Origin of the sequence: Roseomonas sp. AR75, from assembly GCF_005222815.1 — a bacterium.
Taxonomy (GTDB): Bacteria; Pseudomonadota; Alphaproteobacteria; order Acetobacterales; family Acetobacteraceae; genus Falsiroseomonas.
The window spans coordinates 257033-274467 of sequence record NZ_STGB01000006.1 but is presented as its reverse complement, the minus strand read 5'-3'; the positions used below and the strand labels follow the sequence as shown (position 1 = coordinate 274467).

The 17435-nt window shown below is 70.5% G+C and carries 18 protein-coding genes; 15 read left to right on the top strand and 3 right to left on the bottom strand.

The features are described 5' to 3' along the window. Position 1 precedes the first annotated feature (1 nt). The 5 genes from E4T13_RS25840 to E4T13_RS25820 all read left to right on the top strand — a co-directional run bounded on the left by E4T13_RS25840 (position 2) and on the right by E4T13_RS25820 (position 5282). Entirely contained in the window at positions 2-1795 is a 1794-nt protein-coding gene (locus E4T13_RS25840) for a sodium:solute symporter family protein (RefSeq protein ID WP_137181237.1), read from the top strand. A gap of 87 nt (positions 1796-1882) precedes the next feature. Then, on the top strand, positions 1883-2203 hold the full coding sequence (locus tag E4T13_RS25835; protein ID WP_137181236.1) for a YggT family protein: 321 nt from the start codon (positions 1883-1885) through the stop codon (positions 2201-2203). 10 nt (positions 2204-2213) lie between these two features. Further along, the gene (locus E4T13_RS25830; protein WP_137181235.1) at positions 2214-2504 is read left to right on the top strand and encodes a hypothetical protein; all 291 of its coding nucleotides are present in this window, start codon (positions 2214-2216) and stop codon (positions 2502-2504) included. Between the two features lie 68 nt (positions 2505-2572). Next, positions 2573-3715, top strand: coding sequence for a glutamate 5-kinase (gene proB, locus E4T13_RS25825; protein ID WP_137181234.1), 1143 nt, complete (start codon positions 2573-2575; stop codon positions 3713-3715). A 67-nt stretch (positions 3716-3782) separates the two neighbouring features. Continuing rightward, the gene (locus tag E4T13_RS25820) at positions 3783-5282 is read left to right on the top strand and encodes an ABC transporter substrate-binding protein (RefSeq protein WP_137181233.1); all 1500 of its coding nucleotides are present in this window, start codon (positions 3783-3785) and stop codon (positions 5280-5282) included. Between the two features lie 51 nt (positions 5283-5333). Here the strand turns inward: E4T13_RS25820 and E4T13_RS25815 are convergent, their stop codons facing one another. After that, positions 5334-5663: a hypothetical protein gene (locus E4T13_RS25815; RefSeq protein WP_137181232.1), complete on the bottom strand. Its 330-nt coding sequence runs from the start codon at positions 5661-5663 to the stop codon at positions 5334-5336. A gap of 341 nt (positions 5664-6004) precedes the next feature. Here E4T13_RS25815 and E4T13_RS25810 point away from each other — a divergent pair, with 341 nt between their 5' ends. Both E4T13_RS25810 and E4T13_RS25805 read left to right on the top strand, forming a co-directional pair. Beyond that, positions 6005-7270 carry a glutamate-5-semialdehyde dehydrogenase gene (locus E4T13_RS25810; RefSeq protein ID WP_137181231.1) on the top strand — a complete coding sequence of 422 codons (1266 nt, stop codon included), beginning with the start codon at positions 6005-6007 and terminating at the stop codon, positions 7268-7270. A 20-nt stretch (positions 7271-7290) separates the two neighbouring features. Continuing rightward, positions 7291-7605, top strand: coding sequence for a DUF1330 domain-containing protein (locus E4T13_RS25805; protein ID WP_137181230.1), 315 nt, complete (start codon positions 7291-7293; stop codon positions 7603-7605). A gap of 50 nt (positions 7606-7655) precedes the next feature. Here E4T13_RS25805 and E4T13_RS25800 read toward each other — a convergent pair whose 3' ends face one another. Continuing rightward, positions 7656-8102 (bottom strand): hypothetical protein, encoded by a 447-nt coding sequence (locus E4T13_RS25800; RefSeq protein ID WP_137181229.1) that lies wholly within the window; start codon positions 8100-8102, stop codon positions 7656-7658. Between the two features lie 268 nt (positions 8103-8370). Here E4T13_RS25800 and E4T13_RS25795 point away from each other — a divergent pair, with 268 nt between their 5' ends. From E4T13_RS25795 to gpmI, 8 genes are all read left to right on the top strand, one after another. Continuing rightward, positions 8371-9234: a 2-keto-4-pentenoate hydratase gene (locus tag E4T13_RS25795; RefSeq protein WP_137181228.1), complete on the top strand. Its 864-nt coding sequence runs from the start codon at positions 8371-8373 to the stop codon at positions 9232-9234. 37 nt (positions 9235-9271) lie between these two features. Further along, entirely contained in the window at positions 9272-9958 is a 687-nt protein-coding gene (locus tag E4T13_RS25790; protein ID WP_240791295.1) for a nicotinate-nucleotide adenylyltransferase, read from the top strand. Further along, positions 9955-10722 carry a ribosome silencing factor gene (rsfS, locus tag E4T13_RS30940; protein ID WP_306768509.1) on the top strand — a complete coding sequence of 256 codons (768 nt, stop codon included), beginning with the start codon at positions 9955-9957 and terminating at the stop codon, positions 10720-10722. Before E4T13_RS25790 ends, rsfS begins: the two co-directional genes overlap by 4 nt. Further along, positions 10709-11185, top strand: a complete 477-nt coding sequence (locus tag E4T13_RS25780; protein WP_137181226.1) for a 23S rRNA (pseudouridine(1915)-N(3))-methyltransferase RlmH — start codon at positions 10709-10711, stop codon at positions 11183-11185. The genes rsfS and E4T13_RS25780 overlap by 14 nt, the downstream gene beginning before the upstream one ends. Positions 11186-11293: 108 nt before the next feature. Further along, complete coding sequence (locus tag E4T13_RS25775; RefSeq protein ID WP_137181225.1) at positions 11294-11833, top strand: DUF4405 domain-containing protein; 540 nt, start codon at positions 11294-11296, stop codon at positions 11831-11833. A gap of 69 nt (positions 11834-11902) precedes the next feature. Continuing rightward, positions 11903-12580, top strand: coding sequence for an NnrU family protein (locus tag E4T13_RS25770; RefSeq protein WP_170985254.1), 678 nt, complete (start codon positions 11903-11905; stop codon positions 12578-12580). A gap of 112 nt (positions 12581-12692) precedes the next feature. Then, positions 12693-13556, top strand: coding sequence for an ion transporter (locus E4T13_RS25765; RefSeq protein WP_137181223.1), 864 nt, complete (start codon positions 12693-12695; stop codon positions 13554-13556). A 52-nt stretch (positions 13557-13608) separates the two neighbouring features. After that, positions 13609-15135 (top strand): 2,3-bisphosphoglycerate-independent phosphoglycerate mutase, encoded by a 1527-nt coding sequence (gpmI, locus tag E4T13_RS25760; protein WP_240791294.1) that lies wholly within the window; start codon positions 13609-13611, stop codon positions 15133-15135. Here gpmI and E4T13_RS25755 read toward each other — a convergent pair. Then, a complete protein-coding gene (locus E4T13_RS25755) occupies positions 15132-17303 on the bottom strand; it encodes a Hint domain-containing protein (RefSeq protein ID WP_137181222.1) in 2172 nt (723 codons plus the stop codon). The genes gpmI and E4T13_RS25755 overlap by 4 nt on opposite strands. Positions 17304-17435: the final 132 nt, after the last annotated feature.

Genomic DNA, 17435 nt, shown 5'->3' with positions numbered 1-17435 from the left:
GATGTCCGACACACCCGCTGGCAAGTCGCAGGGCGGCGACTTCCTCTCGAACCTTGGGAAGATCTACGGTTGGTACACCGGCGGCTTCGCCGGCTTCGTGATCTTCCTCGCCATCCTCGAGCAGATCGGGGTGCCGAACCGGATCATCGGCTACCTCTTCGTCTTCCTCACCATCGGCGTCTATGCGCTGATCGGCTATCTCTCGCGCACAGCACAGGTCTCCGAATACTACGTCGCGGGGCGGCGCGTGCCGGCCTTCTACAACGGCATGGCCACGGGCTCGGACTGGATGTCCGCGGCCAGCTTCATCGGCATGGCCGGCACGCTCTACCTGCTGGGCTATGACGGCCTCGCCTTCGTGCTGGGCTGGACCGGCGGCTACGTGCTGGTGGCGATCCTGCTCGCGCCCTATCTGCGGAAGTTTGGCGCCTATACCGTGCCGGACTTCCTCGGCGCCCGCTATGGCGGCAACCTCGCGCGACTCTGCGGCGTGGTGGTGCTGATGTCGGCGTCCTTCACCTATGTGGTGGCGCAGATCTTCGGCACCGGCATCATCGCCTCCCGCTTCCTCGGCATCTCATTCGAGGTCGCGGTCTTCGTCGGCCTTGCCGGCATCCTGGTCTGTTCGATGCTGGGCGGCATGCGCGCCGTCACCTGGACCCAGGTGGCGCAGTACATCATCCTGATCATCGCCTACCTGATCCCGGTGGTGCTGCTCTCCGCCAAGGTGACCGGCGTGCCGGTGCCGCAGCTGATGTACGGCCAGGCGCTGGAGCAGATCGAGACGCTGATCGCGACCAAACCGGCCCTGGAAGGCGCGCGGTCGCACATCACGCCCTTCACCACCTATGATCCGCTCAACTATTTCGGGCTGATCTTCTGCCTGATGGTCGGCACGGCCTCGCTGCCGCACATCCTGATGCGCTACTTCACCACGCCCTCCGTGCGCGATGCGCGGCAGAGCGTGGCGTGGTCGCTCTTCTTCATCTTCCTGCTCTACTTCACGGCGCCGGCCTATGCCGCCTTCGCCAAGCTGGAAGTCTTCACCAACGTGATCGGCACGCCGATCTCGCAGCTGCCGGCCTGGGTCGGCATCTGGTCCGACATCGGCCTGGTGCGGATCGCCGACGCCAACAGCGACGGCATCCTGCAGTTCCGCGAATTCACCATCAACGCCGACGCCATCGTGCTGGCGACGCCGGAGATCGCGGGCCTGCCCTATGTGATCGCCGGCCTGGTGGCCGCCGGTGGCCTGGCCGCCGCGCTCTCCACCGCGGATGGCCTGCTGCTGGCCATCGCCAACGCGCTCAGCCACGACATCTACTATCGGATGATCGACCCGAACGCGAACGCCAAGCGTCGCCTGATCGTCGCGCGCATCCTGCTGATCTGCGTGGCGATCGTCGCGGCCTGGGTGGCCAGCACGCGGCCGGCGGGCATCCTGGCCATGGTGGCCTGGGCCTTCTCCATCGCCGCATCGGGGCTGTTCCCGGCGCTGGTGATGGGCGTGTGGTGGAAGCGCACCACATCGGCGGGCGCGATCTGCGGCATGATCGCGGGCTACGGCGTGTGCCTGTTCTACCTGATCGGCACGCAATACTACGCCATGCCGCTCTGGTTTGGGGTGCGCAACATCTCCTGCGGACTGTTCGGCATCCCCGCGGCCTTCCTGGTCACCTATGTCGTCAGCCTGATGACGCAGGCGCCATCCCAGTCGATGCAGGACTTCATCGACAGCATCCGCACCCCGCGCGGCGGCGTGCGGCTGGTGGAGGGCGAACGCGCGCTCGACTGACGCGCATCGCCGGGCGAGCATGGGGGGCGGGGTGCCGGTGGCGCCCCGCCCCTTTCCTTGTCCGGGCTTCCATGCGATGCGGCCCGCATGCAGGGATCGGACTTCATCCTGGGACACCTGCCCTTCTGGGTGGTGATCTACGGGCTCGCCGCGATCGGGTGGACGCTGATCGGGCGGTTCATGCTGCAATTCCTCGTCCCGCAGGACAGCGCGCTTTATATCTGGCGCGCCTTCCGGCGCCTGACGGACTGGGCCGTCGCCATCGCCGCCCGGATGGTGCCGAGCTTCGTGGCGCCGGGCTTCCTGCCGCTGGTTGCCGCCTTCTGGGTGTTCACGCTGCGCATGGTGCTGGGCATCGGGCTGTGGGCGGCGGGCTGGGCGCCGCGATTCGCGCCACCGGCCGGCTGAGCGCATCGCCATGGCCCCGCAGAACGTCTTCGCCCTGATCGTCGCCGTCAGCCTGACCAACGGGCTGTTCAGCCCCATGCTCGGCCTGGTCTTCGGCCTCTGGCCGCTCTGGTATCCGCCGGTGATCACGCCGGTGCAGGAACTGATCTTCTACGGCGCGAGCCTGATCGTCGCCACCGGCACGCTGCTACTCTCCGCCCTGCCCGCCGCGGTGGCAGAGCGCGCCGGCCTGCCGCTGCAACAGACGATGTGGCTGTGGCTCGCCGGGGCCGGGCTGCTGACGCTGCTCGGCGTCGTCTGAATCAAACCCTGCGGCACGTACGCTGCCGCCCTCCCACTCCCCGGCTTCGCGTGCTAAGCGCGCCCGCCATGCAGCAGACGGCCCAAGCCCAGCCCGATCTCCGCAGCGCCCGCCGCGTGGTGGTGAAGATCGGCTCCGCCCTGGTGGTGGACGAGGCGACGGCGGCGCCGCGCGAAGCGTGGCTGGCCGGCGTGGCGGCCGACGTCGCGGCGCTGCGCGCGCGCGGGACGGAGGTGATACTGGTCTCCTCCGGCGCCATCGCGCTGGCCCGCCGCGCGCTGGGCCTCACCCGGCGCAAGCTGCGGCTGGAGGAGAAGCAGGCCGCCGCCGCGGTCGGCCAGATCCGGCTTGCCGGTGCCTGGGCGCAGGCACTGTCCGCCGTCGGGCTCAACGCCGCGCAATTGCTGCTGACGCTGGAGGACAGCGAGGACCGCCGGCGCTACCTCAACGCGCGCGCGACGCTCGGCACGCTGCTCTCGCTCGGCTGCATCCCCGTCATCAACGAGAACGACACCGTCGCGACGACGGAAATCCGCTTCGGCGACAATGACCGCCTGGCCGCCCGCGTGGCCGAGATGGTGGAGGCGGATGCGCTGGTGCTGCTCTCCGACATCGACGGCCTCTACACCGCCGATCCGCGCAAGGACCCGGCGGCCGAGCATCTCGGCATCGTGCCGCAGGTGACCGACCGCATCATGGCGATGGGGGGCGAGCCGCCGCCCGGCTATTCCTCCGGCGGCATGCGCACCAAGCTGATCGCGGCCCGCATCGCCACCGGCGCCGGCTGCGCCATGGCGATCGCGCTCGGCAAGGCGGAGCGCCCGTTGCACGCGATGGAGCAGGGCGCGCGCTGCACCTGGTTCCTGCCGGAGCCCGCCGGCCGCTCCGCGCGCAAGCGCTGGATCGCGGGTTCGCTCGCGCCGCTGGGTGCGCTGGTGGTGGATGCCGGCGCGGCGCGTGCGCTGGCGCGGGGATCCTCGCTGCTGCCCGCCGGCGTGCGCGCGGTGGAGGGCGAGTTCCGCCGTGGCGATCCCGTCAGCGTGCGCGATGCCAGGGGGAATGAGCTGGCACGCGGGCTGGTGGCGTATGATTCCGCCGAAGCGGCTCGCATAGCCGGCCACCGCAGCGAGGAACTGGAAGACATCCTCGGCTGGCGGGGCCGGGACGAGATCATCCATCGCGACGATCTGGTGGTGCTGGCCGGCACCTGAGCGACCGAGGCTTCGCACAACGCGCATCCTGCGGCAGGCTTCCCGCTTCGCCGCAGGAGACATCGCCATGCGATCCGTTCGACTTGCCGCCGCCCTTCTCGCGCTCGCCACGCCCGCCTTCGCGCAGACGACGCTGCGCATCGGGATCGGCGCCGATCCGAACCAGCTCGATCCCGCGCAGTCCAGCGCCTTCGTGGATCGCGTCGTCTTCGCGGCCATGTGCGACAAGCTCGTGGATGTCGGGCCCGACCTGCAATTCCAGCCGGAACTCGCGACCGCCTGGGCATGGTCGTCCGATGGTCGCGCGCTGACGCTGACGCTGCGAGACGGCGCGCGCTTCCACGATGGCGCGCCGGTGGATGCCGCCGCTGTGAAGGCCAACCTCGACCGCTATCGCACCGCGCGGGAAAGCCGCCGCCGCAGCGAATTGCAGCAGGTCAGCGCGGTGGAGACGCCGGATGCGCGCACCGTGCGCCTGTTGCTGCGCGAACCCTTCGCGCCGCTGCTGTCCGTGCTGTCGGACCGCGCCGGCATGATGCTCTCGCCCGCGGTGCTGCCGATGGCCGAGCGCGTGAGCGAGAACCCCGTCTGCTCCGGCCCCTTCCGCCTGACGCGCCGCGTCGCGCAGGACCGGATCGAGATGGAGAAGCACACCGGCCACTGGAACGCCGCCAACATCCATTTCGACCGGCTGGTCTTCCTGCCGCTCACCGACAACAACGTGCGCCTGCTGAACCTGCGCGGCGGGCAGCTCGACCTGATCGAGCGCGTCTCGCCCACCGACATCCCGGCGCTGGAGCGCGACCGGCGGCTGCGCCTCGTCGCCGGCGCCTCGATCGCCTATCAGGGCATCCAGATCAACACGGGCCACGGGCCGGCGGCGCAGAACCCGCTCGGCACCGATCCGCGCGTGCGCGAGGCGTTCGAGCTTTCCATCGACCGCGCCATCATCAACCAGGTCGCGCTGGAAGGGCGCTTCACGCCGAACAACCAGCCCGAGCCTCCGGGCACCACCTTCCACTTCGCCGATCTGGCGCCGCCCGCGCGCGATCCGGCGCGCGCGCGCGCGCTGCTGCGCGCGGCGGGGCATGACCGGGTGAGCTTCACCTTCCGCGTGCCGAACCAGCCGCTCGAAGCGCAGATCGCGGAGATCATCCAGGCGATGGCGGCGGAGGGCGGCTTCGACATCAAGCTGGAGGTGACGGAGGCCGCCACCATGGTCGCGGCGGCGCAGCGCGGCGACTTCGAGGCGACCATGAACATCTGGTCGGGCCGTCCCGATCCGGATGGCAACATCGCCTTCTGGGTGGCGACGGACGGCTTCCTCAACCGGGGCAAGTATTCGAACGCGGCGCTCGACACGCTGCTCGCGCGGGCCCGCGCCGTGACCGCCGTGCCGGAGCGCCAGCGCCTCTATCGCGAGGCGGCGCGCATCTGGCTCGCCGAGCGGCCCTTCATCGTCCTCTACCACTATCGCTGGTTCTGGGCGATGCGCAGCGATCTGCAGGGCTTCGAACCGCGCCCGGACGGCATCGTCCGCCTCGCGGGCTTGCGCCTGCCGCGCTGAGGCGCGCGATGGGACGGCGGCATCCCCGCCGCCCCATCGCCGCCGCGTCACTCAGTCCTGCTGACCGCTCTTGGCCATCAGGCTCGTCGGCGCGACGTCGTCGTACACGATGCTCATGTTCTCGCCGGAGCCGACCACGCGAGCCACGCGGCTGGGCTGCACATACTGCACCTCGTCGACCACGGTCTGGGCGCTCTCGCCATAGCCGACCACGCGCGTCCGCGCGCCGCCGACGATGTTCGCGCTCGGCCCGCTGTACACCATCGAGGCGTTCTCGCCCGAGCCGACGACGCGCACGCCGTACTGGTCCTGCGCCGCGGCGGCGCTGCCGAAGGCCACCGTGACGAGCGCGCCGGCGGCGAAGCGGATGACTGCGTTCATGATACTCATACTCCTGTTCCTGGTTTCCGTTGCGGCCTGGCTCTGCCTGGCCGCCTCGGCACCGCCTGGCTGCTGCCTTCGCGGTGTTCCGATGTCCGGCAATCTGCGTGCGCCACGTTTCCGCAGCGTGTCGCCAACGAACTCGCGTGCGACAACGGCGCATTGCTTGGGTTTCGCGCACGACGCCTGCATCGCGGCGACAGATGTGCAGCGCTCCCCGGCAAGCCCAATCGCGGGCGCGCATCGGCCTCATTCGGATCGGGAATGAGGCGAGGCTTGCGGCGCGCACGCTTCCCTCCGTCCGCGCCCCAGGCTAGTCCTGGCGCCAGGAGACCCGCACGATGACCGCCCTCGCCGACGAGGCCACCCGCCTGCTGCAATCCGCCGCGCGCGACGCGCGCGAAGCCGCGCATGCGCTGTCCGTCGCGCCGCGACCGCAGAAGGATGCGGCGCTGCACGCCGCGGCCGCCGCGTTGCGTGCGCGCAGTGCGTCGGTGCTGGAAGCGAATGCGCAGGATCTCTCGGCGGCTACCGGCCTGACGCCCGCCTTCCGCGACCGCCTGGCACTGACGCCGGCGCGGGTGGAGGCGATGGCGCAGGGCATCGAGGAGGTCGCGGCGCTGCCCGACCCGGTCGGCCGCGTCATCACCGAATGGACGCGGCCGAACGGCCTGCTGATCCGCCGCGTGGCGCAGCCCATCGGCGTGGTGGGTATGATCTACGAGAGCCGCCCGAACGTGACGGCCGATGCCGGCGCGCTCTGCCTCAAGGCGGGCAGCGCGGTCATCCTGCGCGGCGGAAGCGAGAGCCTGCATTCCGCACTGGCGATCCATGCCTGCATCGCACAGGGGCTGCGCGAGGCCGGGCTGCCCGAAGCCGCGGTGCAGGTGGCGCCGACCGCCGATCGCGGCTTCGTCGCGGCGATGCTGCGCGCGGCGGGGCTGATCGACCTGATCGTGCCGCGCGGCGGCAAGGGCCTCGTCACCCGCGTGATGGAGGAGGCGCGCGTGCCCGTGCTCGCGCATGCGGAGGGTCTCTGCCACACCTACATCCACGCAGCAGCCGACCACGCGATGGCGCGCAGCCTCGTCGCCAATGCGAAGATGCGCCGCACCGGCATCTGCGGCGCGACGGAGACGCTGCTGATCGACGCCGCCATCGCGCCCGTCCTGTTGCCCGCGATCGTCGCCGATCTGCGCGCGTTGGGCTGCGACTTCCGTGCGGATGATCGCGCGCGCGCGATCTGTGCCGACCTTCGCGCCGCGACCGAGGATGACTTCCGCACGGAATGGCTCGACGCGATCCTCTCCGTGAAGGTGGTGGATGGCGTGGACGACGCGCTGGATCACATCCGCCGCTATGGCAGCGAGCACACCGAAGCCATCGTCACGCAGGACGAGTCGGTGGCGCAGCGCTTCCTCGCGCGGCTCGGTTCGGCGGTGGGGATGTGGAATGCCTCGACGCAATTCTGCGACGGCGGCGAGTTCGGCTTCGGCGCGGAGATCGGCATCGCCACCGGGCGGCTGCATGCGCGCGGCCCGGTCGGCCTCGAGCAGCTCTGCACCTATCGCTACCAGGTGATCGGCACGGGCCAGACCCGGCCCTGACCCTCGCGGAGACCCGCTGCATGGCCGCCTATCTCATCGCCAATATCGAGGTCACCGACCCCGCCGGCTTCGAGCGCTACCGCGAAGCCGTGCCGGCGGTGATCGCCGCGCATGGCGGGCGCTATCTTGTGCGTGGCGGCGCGCTGAGCGCGGTGGAGGGCAACCTGCCGCTGAAGCGGCTGGTGGTCCTGGAATTCCCCTCCATGGCAGCGCTGCAGGGCTTCTACGCCAGCCCGGCATACCGCCCCCTCCTGGAGCTGCGCCTGGCCAGCACGCGCAGCGAGGTGGTGTTCGTCGAAGGCTACGCGCCGCCGGCATTCTCCAACAGCCCCTGAGCCTTGGGCTGCCGCCCAGGGCCGACGGCGGCGACTGCTTGTCAGGCCTTCTATTCTCGATCCGTCGTGCTTTTCTGGGGTGGCCACAGCAGCAGCACAGCCATCAGCATCAAGTTCAACGCACTCAACGAATCTTTGAGCGGGCCTGGCATCGAAACAATTTCCAGAGCACCGCATGCAATCGGGATAGCGGCGAACAGCGGGTTATAGCCTGTATTCCTGACACGCCTGACGGTCGCTGCTGAAACCGCAACACTGAGGAAGGCCGCCAGGACGTAAAGCGCTGCCGTCATGCTGAGATACAGTGGGCCATGCGACAAATTCGTACTCAGTAGTGCTCTCGAAAACGCATCGATATGTACGCCGACTGCGACGCTCAGAGTCCAAATCACGACGATGAAGAAGGTGGCGCTCACCAGCAGCCATAGAAGCCGCAGTAAGTAGCTCTTACGATCGAGCTCGCCATCGAATCGAACCAGAGCAAGTATCGTTGCCATCCTCGGATCCCCCGGCGCTGCATCTCGCCCAAACTCCGTACCTCGACAAGACGACCAGTCCGGACCGCTTGCTGTAGAGAGCGGCGATGCGCAGCTTGAGGCAACGCAGCGCTGTCACCCAGCCGCCGCCGAAGGCACGCAGTCGCTGCTGCTGGGCGGCTCCGCCATGGAGTCCGAACTCATTTGCCTCCGACGGAGGCGATAGCAGGGAGCGATTCAGCGCGGCGCGAAGCTGGTGTAGAGTCCGCCCCCTCGCACGGGAGGAACCATGCGCCGCCTTCTCGCCGCCCTCTGCCTGGCGCTTGCGCCCGGCATGGCCTTCGCTGCCTGCCCCTCGGTTCCCGATGTCGCGCGCTTCGCCCGCGCCTATCTGGACCGCAGCGCCCCGCCGGCGCCGCCACCCTATCCGGACCTCACCATGGCCGATGCGCTCTGCGCGCAGGACCGGCTGGTAGCGGTGCTGGCCCAGCCCTTCGGCGACCAGGTCGGCTGGAAGGTCGGGCTGACCAACCCGGTGATCCAGGGCCGCTTCGGCGTGAACCATCCCGTCGCCGGCGCGATCTTCCACGGCACCATCCGCGAACGCTCCGGCGCCGAGCTGCCGGCGAATTTCGGCATCCTGCCGATCGTCGAGAGCGACCTGCTGGTGCGCATCCGTGACGAGGGCGTGAACACCGCCGGCGACGATCCCATCGCCCTGCTCCGCCATGTCGAGAGCGTGATCCCCTTCATCGAGCTGGCCGACCTCGTCTATCCCCCCAACGCACCCTGGACCGCGCCGATGATCGTCGCGATCAATGTCGGCGCCCGCTTCGGCGTGCTGGGCGAGCCGATCCCGGCCGAGGCAACCGCCGACTTCGCCGCCCGGCTGGCCGGCATGACGGTGGTGCTCGCCGACGACACGAAGGAGCTGGGCCGCGCCCCCGGCCGCGCCATCCTGGGCCAGCCGCTGAACGCGCTGGCCTGGCTGGTGGCGGATCTCAAGGCGCGCGGACGGACGCTGCGGGCGGGCGACTACGTCTCGCTCGGCGGCTTCTCCGCCCCGGTCCGGCCGGAGGCGGGCCGCAGCTACCGCGTCACCTATGAGGGCCTCGCCGCGCAGCCGGTCCATGTGGACGTCCGCTTCCGTTGAGTTCCTTCGGCCGTCTGGCGCGCGCAGGCGCCGAAGCGTGAGTCCGAACCCCCGCGGCGACCGCAGGCAGCGCCGCATCGGTCTGCTGGGCGGCAGCTTCAATCCGGCCCATGCCGGGCACCGCCATGTGGCGGAGACCGTGCGCCGCGCGCTGCGGCTGGACGAGGTCTGGCTGCTCGTCTCGCCCGGCAACCCGCTGAAGCCGCGCGCCGGCATGGCGTCGCTGAAGGACCGGCTGGCCTCGGCGCGCGCCATCGCCGATGGGCGGCGCATCATCGCCACCGACATCGAGGCGCAACTCGGCACAAGCTACACCGAGGACACGCTGCGCGCGGTGCACCGGCGCTTCCCGCGCAGTCGCTTCGTCTTCGTGATCGGCGCCGACAATTTGGTGCAGTTGCCACGATGGCAGGGCTGGACCCGGCTGGCGGCGAAGACACCCATCGCCGTGCTGCCGCGACCGGGCTGGACGCGGAAGGCGCTGGCCGGCAAGGCAGCGCGGCGCCTGGCGCGACATCGTCGCAAGCCCGGCGCGCTGCTGGCCGGCGCCAAGCCGGCCCACGCACCCTTAGCCTTCGTGCCCGCGGCCGAGCATCCCGCCTCCGCCACGGCCATCCGCGCCGCGGGCGGTGCCGCGGCGCATGCGCCCGCGCCACGCCGGGCGGCAATGCGCGCCATGCCGTCATTGCCGCGGATGCGGCCGGCGCCTCTGGCTGCTAGGTGAAGCATGAGGCGAATCGAGAGGAGGCGGACATAGCCCGCGCCCCAAAGGCAGACCCGGACACCACCAAGGCCGCGCCGCGTCGCGCGGCGGCCAAGGCGCCACCGGCGAAGCCAAGGAAGGCTGCCGCGACCAAGCCCGCCGCGGCGTCCAAGGCGAAGCCGGCCAAGGCGCCGGCCAAGCCGGCTGCGAGGAAGGCTGCCGCGCCGGCCGCCAAGCCGTCCGCCAAGCCGAAGGCCGCGGTCCGGACCGCATCCGCAAAGCCCGCGGCCAAGCCGGCCGCGAAACCTGCCGCGAAGCCCGCCGCTCCGCGCCCTGCCCGTGCCCCGCGCGCCCGCCAGCCGAAGATCCAGCCCGCGCTGCTCGACCGCCTGGTCCAGGCGGCGCGGAAGAGCCTGGAGGACGACAAGGCCGAGAATGTCGTGGTGCTCGACGTCACCGGCCGCGCCGACTACGCCGACCGCCTCGTGATCGCCACCGGCCTGGCCGAGCGGCAGATCCAGGCGATGGCCACCCATCTGGAAGACGCCTTCGAGAAGGAGGGGCTGACGCTGCGGCGCGACGCCATCCAGGGCAGCCCCGACTGGGTGCTGATCGATGCCGGCGACCTGGTGGTGCATCTGTTCAAGCCGGAAGCCCGCGGCCTCTACGCGCTGGAGCGCATGTGGGGCCCGGACAGCCCCGCCGCCGCGGGGCCGGAGGACCGCGCCGTACTGCCGGATGACGGCCAGGGCGGCTCCACCGCCACGGAGGATGACGACGAATAGGCCTGTCGTGCTGCTGGCCGTCGGGCGCCTCAAGCCCGGGCCGGAGCGCGCCCTGTTCGAACACTATGCCGCCCGCCTGCGCCCGCCCCCGACCGTCACGGAGATTGCGGAGGCGCGCGGCAGCGCCGCGGAGGTGCGCCGACGCGAGGGCGCGGCGCTGCTCGCCGCCCTGCCGGACGGGGCGATTGCGGTCGCGCTGGACCTTGGCGGCGCAATGCCGCCCAGCGAGGGCTTCGCCGCCCTGCTGGAGCGCTGGTCTGGCACGGGAAAGCCGCTGGCCTTCCTGATCGGCGGCGCCGAGGGCCTGGACCCGGCGGTGCTGGCGCGGGCCGACCATCGCCTCGCGCTGGGACCGATGACCTGGCCGCATTTCCTGGTGCGGGGGATGCTGGCGGAACAGCTCTACCGCGCGCAGGCGATCCGGCAGAACCATCCCTATCATCGCGCCTGGCGGCCAGGCTGAGCGGCGGCCGACACACTTCGTCGCAGGAAACATGCCGCGTCGTCGCAGGCGCGTAACATGCAGGGTGAAAGCTCCGGATGTTGCATCGCAGCATAGGAGCCCTCCCCGATGTCCGCCGCCACCGCACCCGCCAGCCATCGCAGTCCCGGCCTTGCGCGACTGATCACCCGCGACGTCGTGACCCCCGTGACGATCGTCGCCTTCCTGGTCTCGACCGTGACCGGCATCATGCTGCTGCTGCACTGGAATGCCGGGCTGGTCCGCTTCTCGCACGAATGGCTGAGCGTGGTGTTCTCGGCCGTGGCGATCTGGCACCTGACGAAGAACTGGCGGCCCTTCGCGGGCTATCTGCGGCGCAACCTGGCGCTGGCCGCCTTCGTGGTCTCGGCCGGCGCCTCGGTCGCCTTCACCGGCATGACCGGCAGCACCTCCAACGCCAGCCCCGGCGCGATCTTCGGCGCGCTGTCGCGGGCAAGGCTGGAGGCGGCCGCGCCTGCCTTCGGCGTGACGCCCGATGCCGCGGTTGCGCGGCTGCGCGCCGCCGGGATCGAGGCCGCGCCGCATGAGACGCTGGCGACGATCGGCGACCGGGCCGGCCGCAGCGGCGCCGAGGTGGCAACGCTGCTGGCCCGCGGCGGCGCGCGCTGAGCCACCCGCTGTTGCCCGGTCGGGCACCGGCAGGGCAGGCTGCGGTATCCCCGCCACGGAGCCCGCCGCGTGACCCTGCTGATCCTCGCCGCCGCCCTCTGGATCTTCATCCATATCGGCGTCTCCGGCACGCGGCTGCGGGATGCCGTGGTGGTGCGACTGGGCGAAGGGCGATTCATGATCGCCTTTTCGGTGGCGTCCGCGGTCAGCATCCTGCTGCTGGTGCTGGCCTGGCAGAATGCCGAGACCACCTTCCTCTGGGCGGCGCCGGGCTGGCTGCGTTGGATCCTGGCCTTCGTCATGCTGGCGGCCTTCGTGCTGTTCATGGCAAGCCACAAGCGAAACCCGACGGCCGTGGGGAACAAGGGGCTTGGCGAGGAACCGCGCGGCATCCAGCGGATCACCCGCCACCCCATGCTGTGGTCCTTCGCCCTCTGGGCCGGCGTGCACCTGATCGGCAATGGCGACACCGCCAGCCTGGCGTTCTTCGGCGCCTTCCTCGTCACCGCGCTTGCCGGCATGCCCTCCATCGACGCCAAGCTCGCGCGGCGCCAACCGGAGGCCTGGCGCGGCTTCGCGGCGAAGACGTCCATCCTGCCCTTCGGCGCGATCCTGGCCGGGCGGAACCGGCTGGCGCTGTCGGAGATCGGCTGGATGCCGCCGGTGGTCGGGCTGGTCCTGTGGGCGGCGCTGCTGCATTTCCACCGCGGCATCTTCGGCGTACCGGCGCTGATCATCGGCGGGTAGGGCGCCCCTTGACCTGAATCGGATCGCTGACCGTCCACGTCGGCGCCCTTGAACTCTCCCGGCCGTGGCGCCATTCCCTGCGGCAACAAAGCTCCTCACGAAGCCGGGAACCATGCAGGAAGTCCTCACGCGGGCCGACGAGGCCGACGATGCGCGCGCGCGTACCGCGCGCCTGGTGCTGTCGCCTGCCTTCCAGAAGACCGTCATCGGCCTGATCGTGCTGAACGCGGTGACGCTGGGGCTCGAGACCTCCGACAGCATCATGGCCGGCTGGGGCGGGCTGCTGCTGGCGGTGGACCGCACCCTGCTGGTGCTGTTCACGGCCGAACTCGCGCTGCGGATCTATGCCTTCCGCGGCCGCTTCTTCCGCGATCCATGGGGGCTGTTCGACCTGGTGGTGGTCGGCCTGGCCTGGATGCCGGCATCCGGCCCGCTCTCCGTGCTGCGCGCATTGCGCGTGCTGCGGGTGCTGCGGCTGGTGAGCGCCGTGCCCTCGATGCGGCTGGTGGTAGAGGCGATGCTGAAGGCGCTGCCGGGCATGGGCAGCATCGTCCTGCTGATGGGCCTGATCTTCTATGTCTTCGCGGTGATGGCGACGAAGCTCTACGGCGATCTCGCGCCGGAGCGCTTCGGCACGCTGGGCCAGAGCCTGTTCACCCTGTTCCAGATGATGACGCTGGAAAGCTGGGCGGAGGCGAATGTCCGCCCGATCCTGGCGCAGCAGCCGCTGGCCTGGATGTTCTTCGTGCCCTTCATCCTGATCGCGACCTTCGTCGTGCTGAACCTGTTCATCGGCGTGATCGTGGACAGCATCCAGACGCTGCGCGAGCAGCGCGACGTCCCGACCACGGCCTCGGTGCAGGCCGCGACGGACGCGGCGCGTTCGGAAGCGCATCTCGACAGCCAGGTGCTGCTGGCCGAGATCCGCGCGCTGCGCACGGAGGTGCGGGAGCTGCGCGCCGCGCGGCAAGGTTGACCCTGGCGGGCGCAGGTCCTAGCTGCCGCGCACCCCGCTGACGGACCTTGCCATGCCCCGCCCTGCCCACCGCCCGGTCATGCTCGTCATCCTCGATGGCTGGGGCTGGCGGGAGGATGGGGCGGACAATGCGGTGAAGCAGGCGAAGACGCCGTGCTTCGACGCGCTCTGGGCCAAGGGGCCGCGCGCCTTCCTGCGTACCTCCGGCCGCGATGTCGGCCTGCCCGAGGGGCAGATGGGCAATTCCGAGGTCGGGCACCTCAACATCGGCGCCGGCCGCGTGGTGATGCAGGACCTCGTGCGCATCGACGCCGCCTGCGAGGATGGAAGCATTGCCCGCCTGCCGGCCTTCCTGGCGCTGGCGGAGAAGGTGAAGGCCGGCAGCGGCAGACTGCACCTGCTCGGCCTGCTCTCGCCCGGCGGCGTGCACAGCCACCAGGAGCACGCCCTCGCCCTGGCGAAGGCGGCGACCGCGGCGGGGCTGCAGGTTCTTGTTCATGCCTGGACCGATGGCCGCGACACCGCGCCGCAGGCCGCGCCGCAATTCCTGGCCGATTTCGAGGCGAAGCTTCCCCCGGGGGCGCGCATCGCCACCGTCTGCGGCCGCTACTTCGCGATGGACCGCGACAAGCGGTGGGATCGCGTGCAGCAGGCCTATGACGTGATGGTGAACCCGGAAGGCGCCCGCTACGCCACCGCGCAGGAGGCCATCGCCGCCGCGCATGCGAACGGGAAATTCGACGAATTCGTCCCCGCCGCGGCGATTGGCGACTACACGGGAATGCATCACGGCGACGGGCTGCTCTGCTTCAATTTCCGCGCCGACCGCGTGCGGGAGATCCTTGCGGCCCTGCTCGACCCTTCCTTCGACGGCTTTGCCGCAGACCCGACCGTGCGCTTCTCCGCCGCTGCGGGCATGACGGAATACAGCACCGCGCTGAACCCCTTCCTGCTGACGCTGTTCCCGCCGCAATCCATGGCCGACATCCTGGGCGAGGTCGTCAGCAAGGCCGGGCTGACGCAGCTCCGCATGGCGGAGACCGAGAAGTATCCGCACGTCACCTATTTCCTGAATGGCGGCGAGGAAGCGGTCTATCCCGGCGAGGACCGCATCATGGTGCCCTCGCCCAAGGTCGCGACCTATGACCTGCAGCCGGAGATGTCGGCGCCGGACCTGACGGAGAAGGCGGTGCAGGCGATCGGGGCGGGGAAATACGACCTGATCGTGCTGAACTTCGCCAATGCCGACATGGTCGGCCACACCGGCAGCCTGCCCGCCGCGACGAAGGCCTGCGAGGCGGTGGATGCGGGCCTCGCGCGCATCGCGCAGGCGATCACGGCGGCGGGCGGGCGGCTGCTCGTCACCGCCGACCATGGCAATGCCGAGCTGATGAAGGACCCCGTCACCGGCGGCCCGCACACCGCGCACACCACCAACCCCGTGCCGGTGCTGCTGCACAACGCGCCCACCGGCGCGGCGTTGCATGACGGCAGGCTGGCCGACCTCGCGCCGACGCTGCTGGCCCTGCTGGGCCTGCAGCAGCCGGAGGCGATGACGGGGCGGTCGCTGCTGGGCTAGCTCGCCGCGCGCAGTCGCTCCGTCGCCCGCGCAGCGATAGCGGCACGGATCGCGGCGAGCCGCTCCCCGCCATGCAGCAGGGGCGCGCAGGCGCGGCCGGCGTCCCAGCCCGAGCCGGCTTCCTGCAGCGTGCCGGTCACTGCGAGCAGCGCCACCGGCGCATTCTCGAACCAGCTCCGGTTGTCGCACTCCATCCAGCTTTCCGCCGCCGCGCCTTCGGCCAGGAGCACGTCGTGGCTTTCGAGCTCGACATGGAAGTAGGTGACCTCGGCCATCCGCTGCTCCACGACGATGCTGCTGCCGTTCACCAGCAGCCGCGCCGGCACCAGCGCGCCATCGAGGAACAGGCAGTGGTCCGGCGAGACCAGCAGGTCGCGTCGCGGCGTGTTCTCGCCCAGCGCGCCGGCGCGCACGCGCACGGGCATCAGCGCCTCCGCCGCCGGATGCCCGGCCAGCACGATGCGACGGCGCCCGACCCAGAGCACGGGCTTGAACGGCGCGCCGAGGCCGGAGACGGTCGCCACCAGGTCGCCGGCGCGCAGCGTCTCCACCGGCACCTCGCCGGCCACGGTGCGGATCAGCGTGCCCGTCGCGAAGCAGACGACGAAGCTGCCGCCGGCCGCGAAGGCCTCGTTGCCGGTGGGACCGCCGACGAACTCGAAGTTCTTCACCAGGTTCGTCTGACCGCCAGGCCCGGTGACGGTGTAGAAGTCATTCCCGTCGGCCGTTTCGCTGACGGTGTAGAGGCCGGAGGTGCCGAAGGTCAGCACATCGGCGGTGCCGGCGCCCGCATCCGCGGTGCTGCCCTCGCCATCGAGCGAGATGGTGTCCGCCCCGCCGCCGCCATCGAGCGAATCATTGCCGTTGCCGACGAGCCTGTCGCCATCGGCGCCGCCGATCAGCGTGGAAGCGCCGCCGCTGGCCTCGATGGTGTCGGCGCCGGCGCCACCGAGCAGGCTGTCGGCGCCGCCGCTGCCGCCGCTGATGCTGTCGTCGCCGTCGCGGCCGGTGATCGTGTCGGCGCCCGCCGCGCCGAACAGCGTATTCGCCCCCGCGCTGCCGGTGAGGTTGTAGTTCGCGGTGCTGGCGGCGTCCGCTGCGCCCAGCGCCTCCAGGTCGGTGTTGTTGATGCTGTAGGTGGCGAGCGAGCCGCTGAGCAGCACCGTATCCGTGCCGCCCGTTTCCGTGATGGTGGCGTTCGACGACAGCACATAGGTGTCATTGTCGTTGCCGCCCTGCAGGTTGTTGCCGCTGCCGCTGGCGGCCAGCGTATCGGCGCCCGCGCCGCCCTGCAGGGTGTCGTTGGCGTTGGCGGTGAGGCTGTCGTTCCCGCCGCCGCCGACCAGGCTGTCCGCGCCGCCGCCGCCGCTGAGCGTGTCGTTGCCCAGCGCGCCGACGACGGTGTTCGCGCCGGCGCCGCCGCTCAGCGCGAAGCTGGTCGTGCTGTTGGCGTCCAGCGTGCGCAGCACCTCGAAATTCGCGGCCAGGGTCTGGCTGGTGACGGCGTCGCCCACCAGCACGGTGTCGGTGCCGGCGGCCGCGCCTTCCGTGATCGTGTTGCCGGTGCCGAGCAGGACATAGGTGTCGTCGTTGTTGCCGCCCTGGAGGTTGTTGCCGCTGCCGGTGGCCTCCATCGTGTCGGCGCCGTCGGTGCCGAGCAGCGTGTCGCCGCCATCGCCGACGAGGGAGTCGTTCCCGAACAGCCCGACCAGGAAGTCGTTGCCGCCGCCGCCGATCAGGGTGTCCGCCCCGCCGGCGCCGTTGATCACGTTGTCTGCGCTGTTGCCTGTCAGCGCGAAATTCGCCCCGGCGTTGAAGGCGTCGAGCGCGCCGAGATTCTCGATGCCGTCGCCCAGCGTGTAGCTGGTCACGGCATTGCCGAGCTGGATGTAGTCCTGCTCGCCGCCGGTATCGACGATGGTGTGGCCGGCGGAATTGAGGATGTAGGTGTCGTCCTCCTCGCCACCGAACAGGGTGTTGGGCGCGCCGCTGGCGATCAGCTCGTCCTCGCCGGTGCCGCCTTCCAGCGTATCGCCGCCATCCGCGACCAGGGTGTCGTCGCCGCCATTGCCCACCAGGCTGTCCGCGCCGCCGCCGCCGATGATGCTGTCATCGCCCGCGCCGCCCACCAGCGTTTCGTTGTCGCCATCGCCGATGATGTTGGACATCCGCTCGCCTCCTGGTTTCCAGCAGCGTAACGCATCTCAATTTAAGGAAGAAAATATAATCCGAGAATCGGTGCTCACGATTCCGCGAAATTGCGTCGTGAGGCAGCAGAAAAGGGCGGCCGCTTGCGCAGC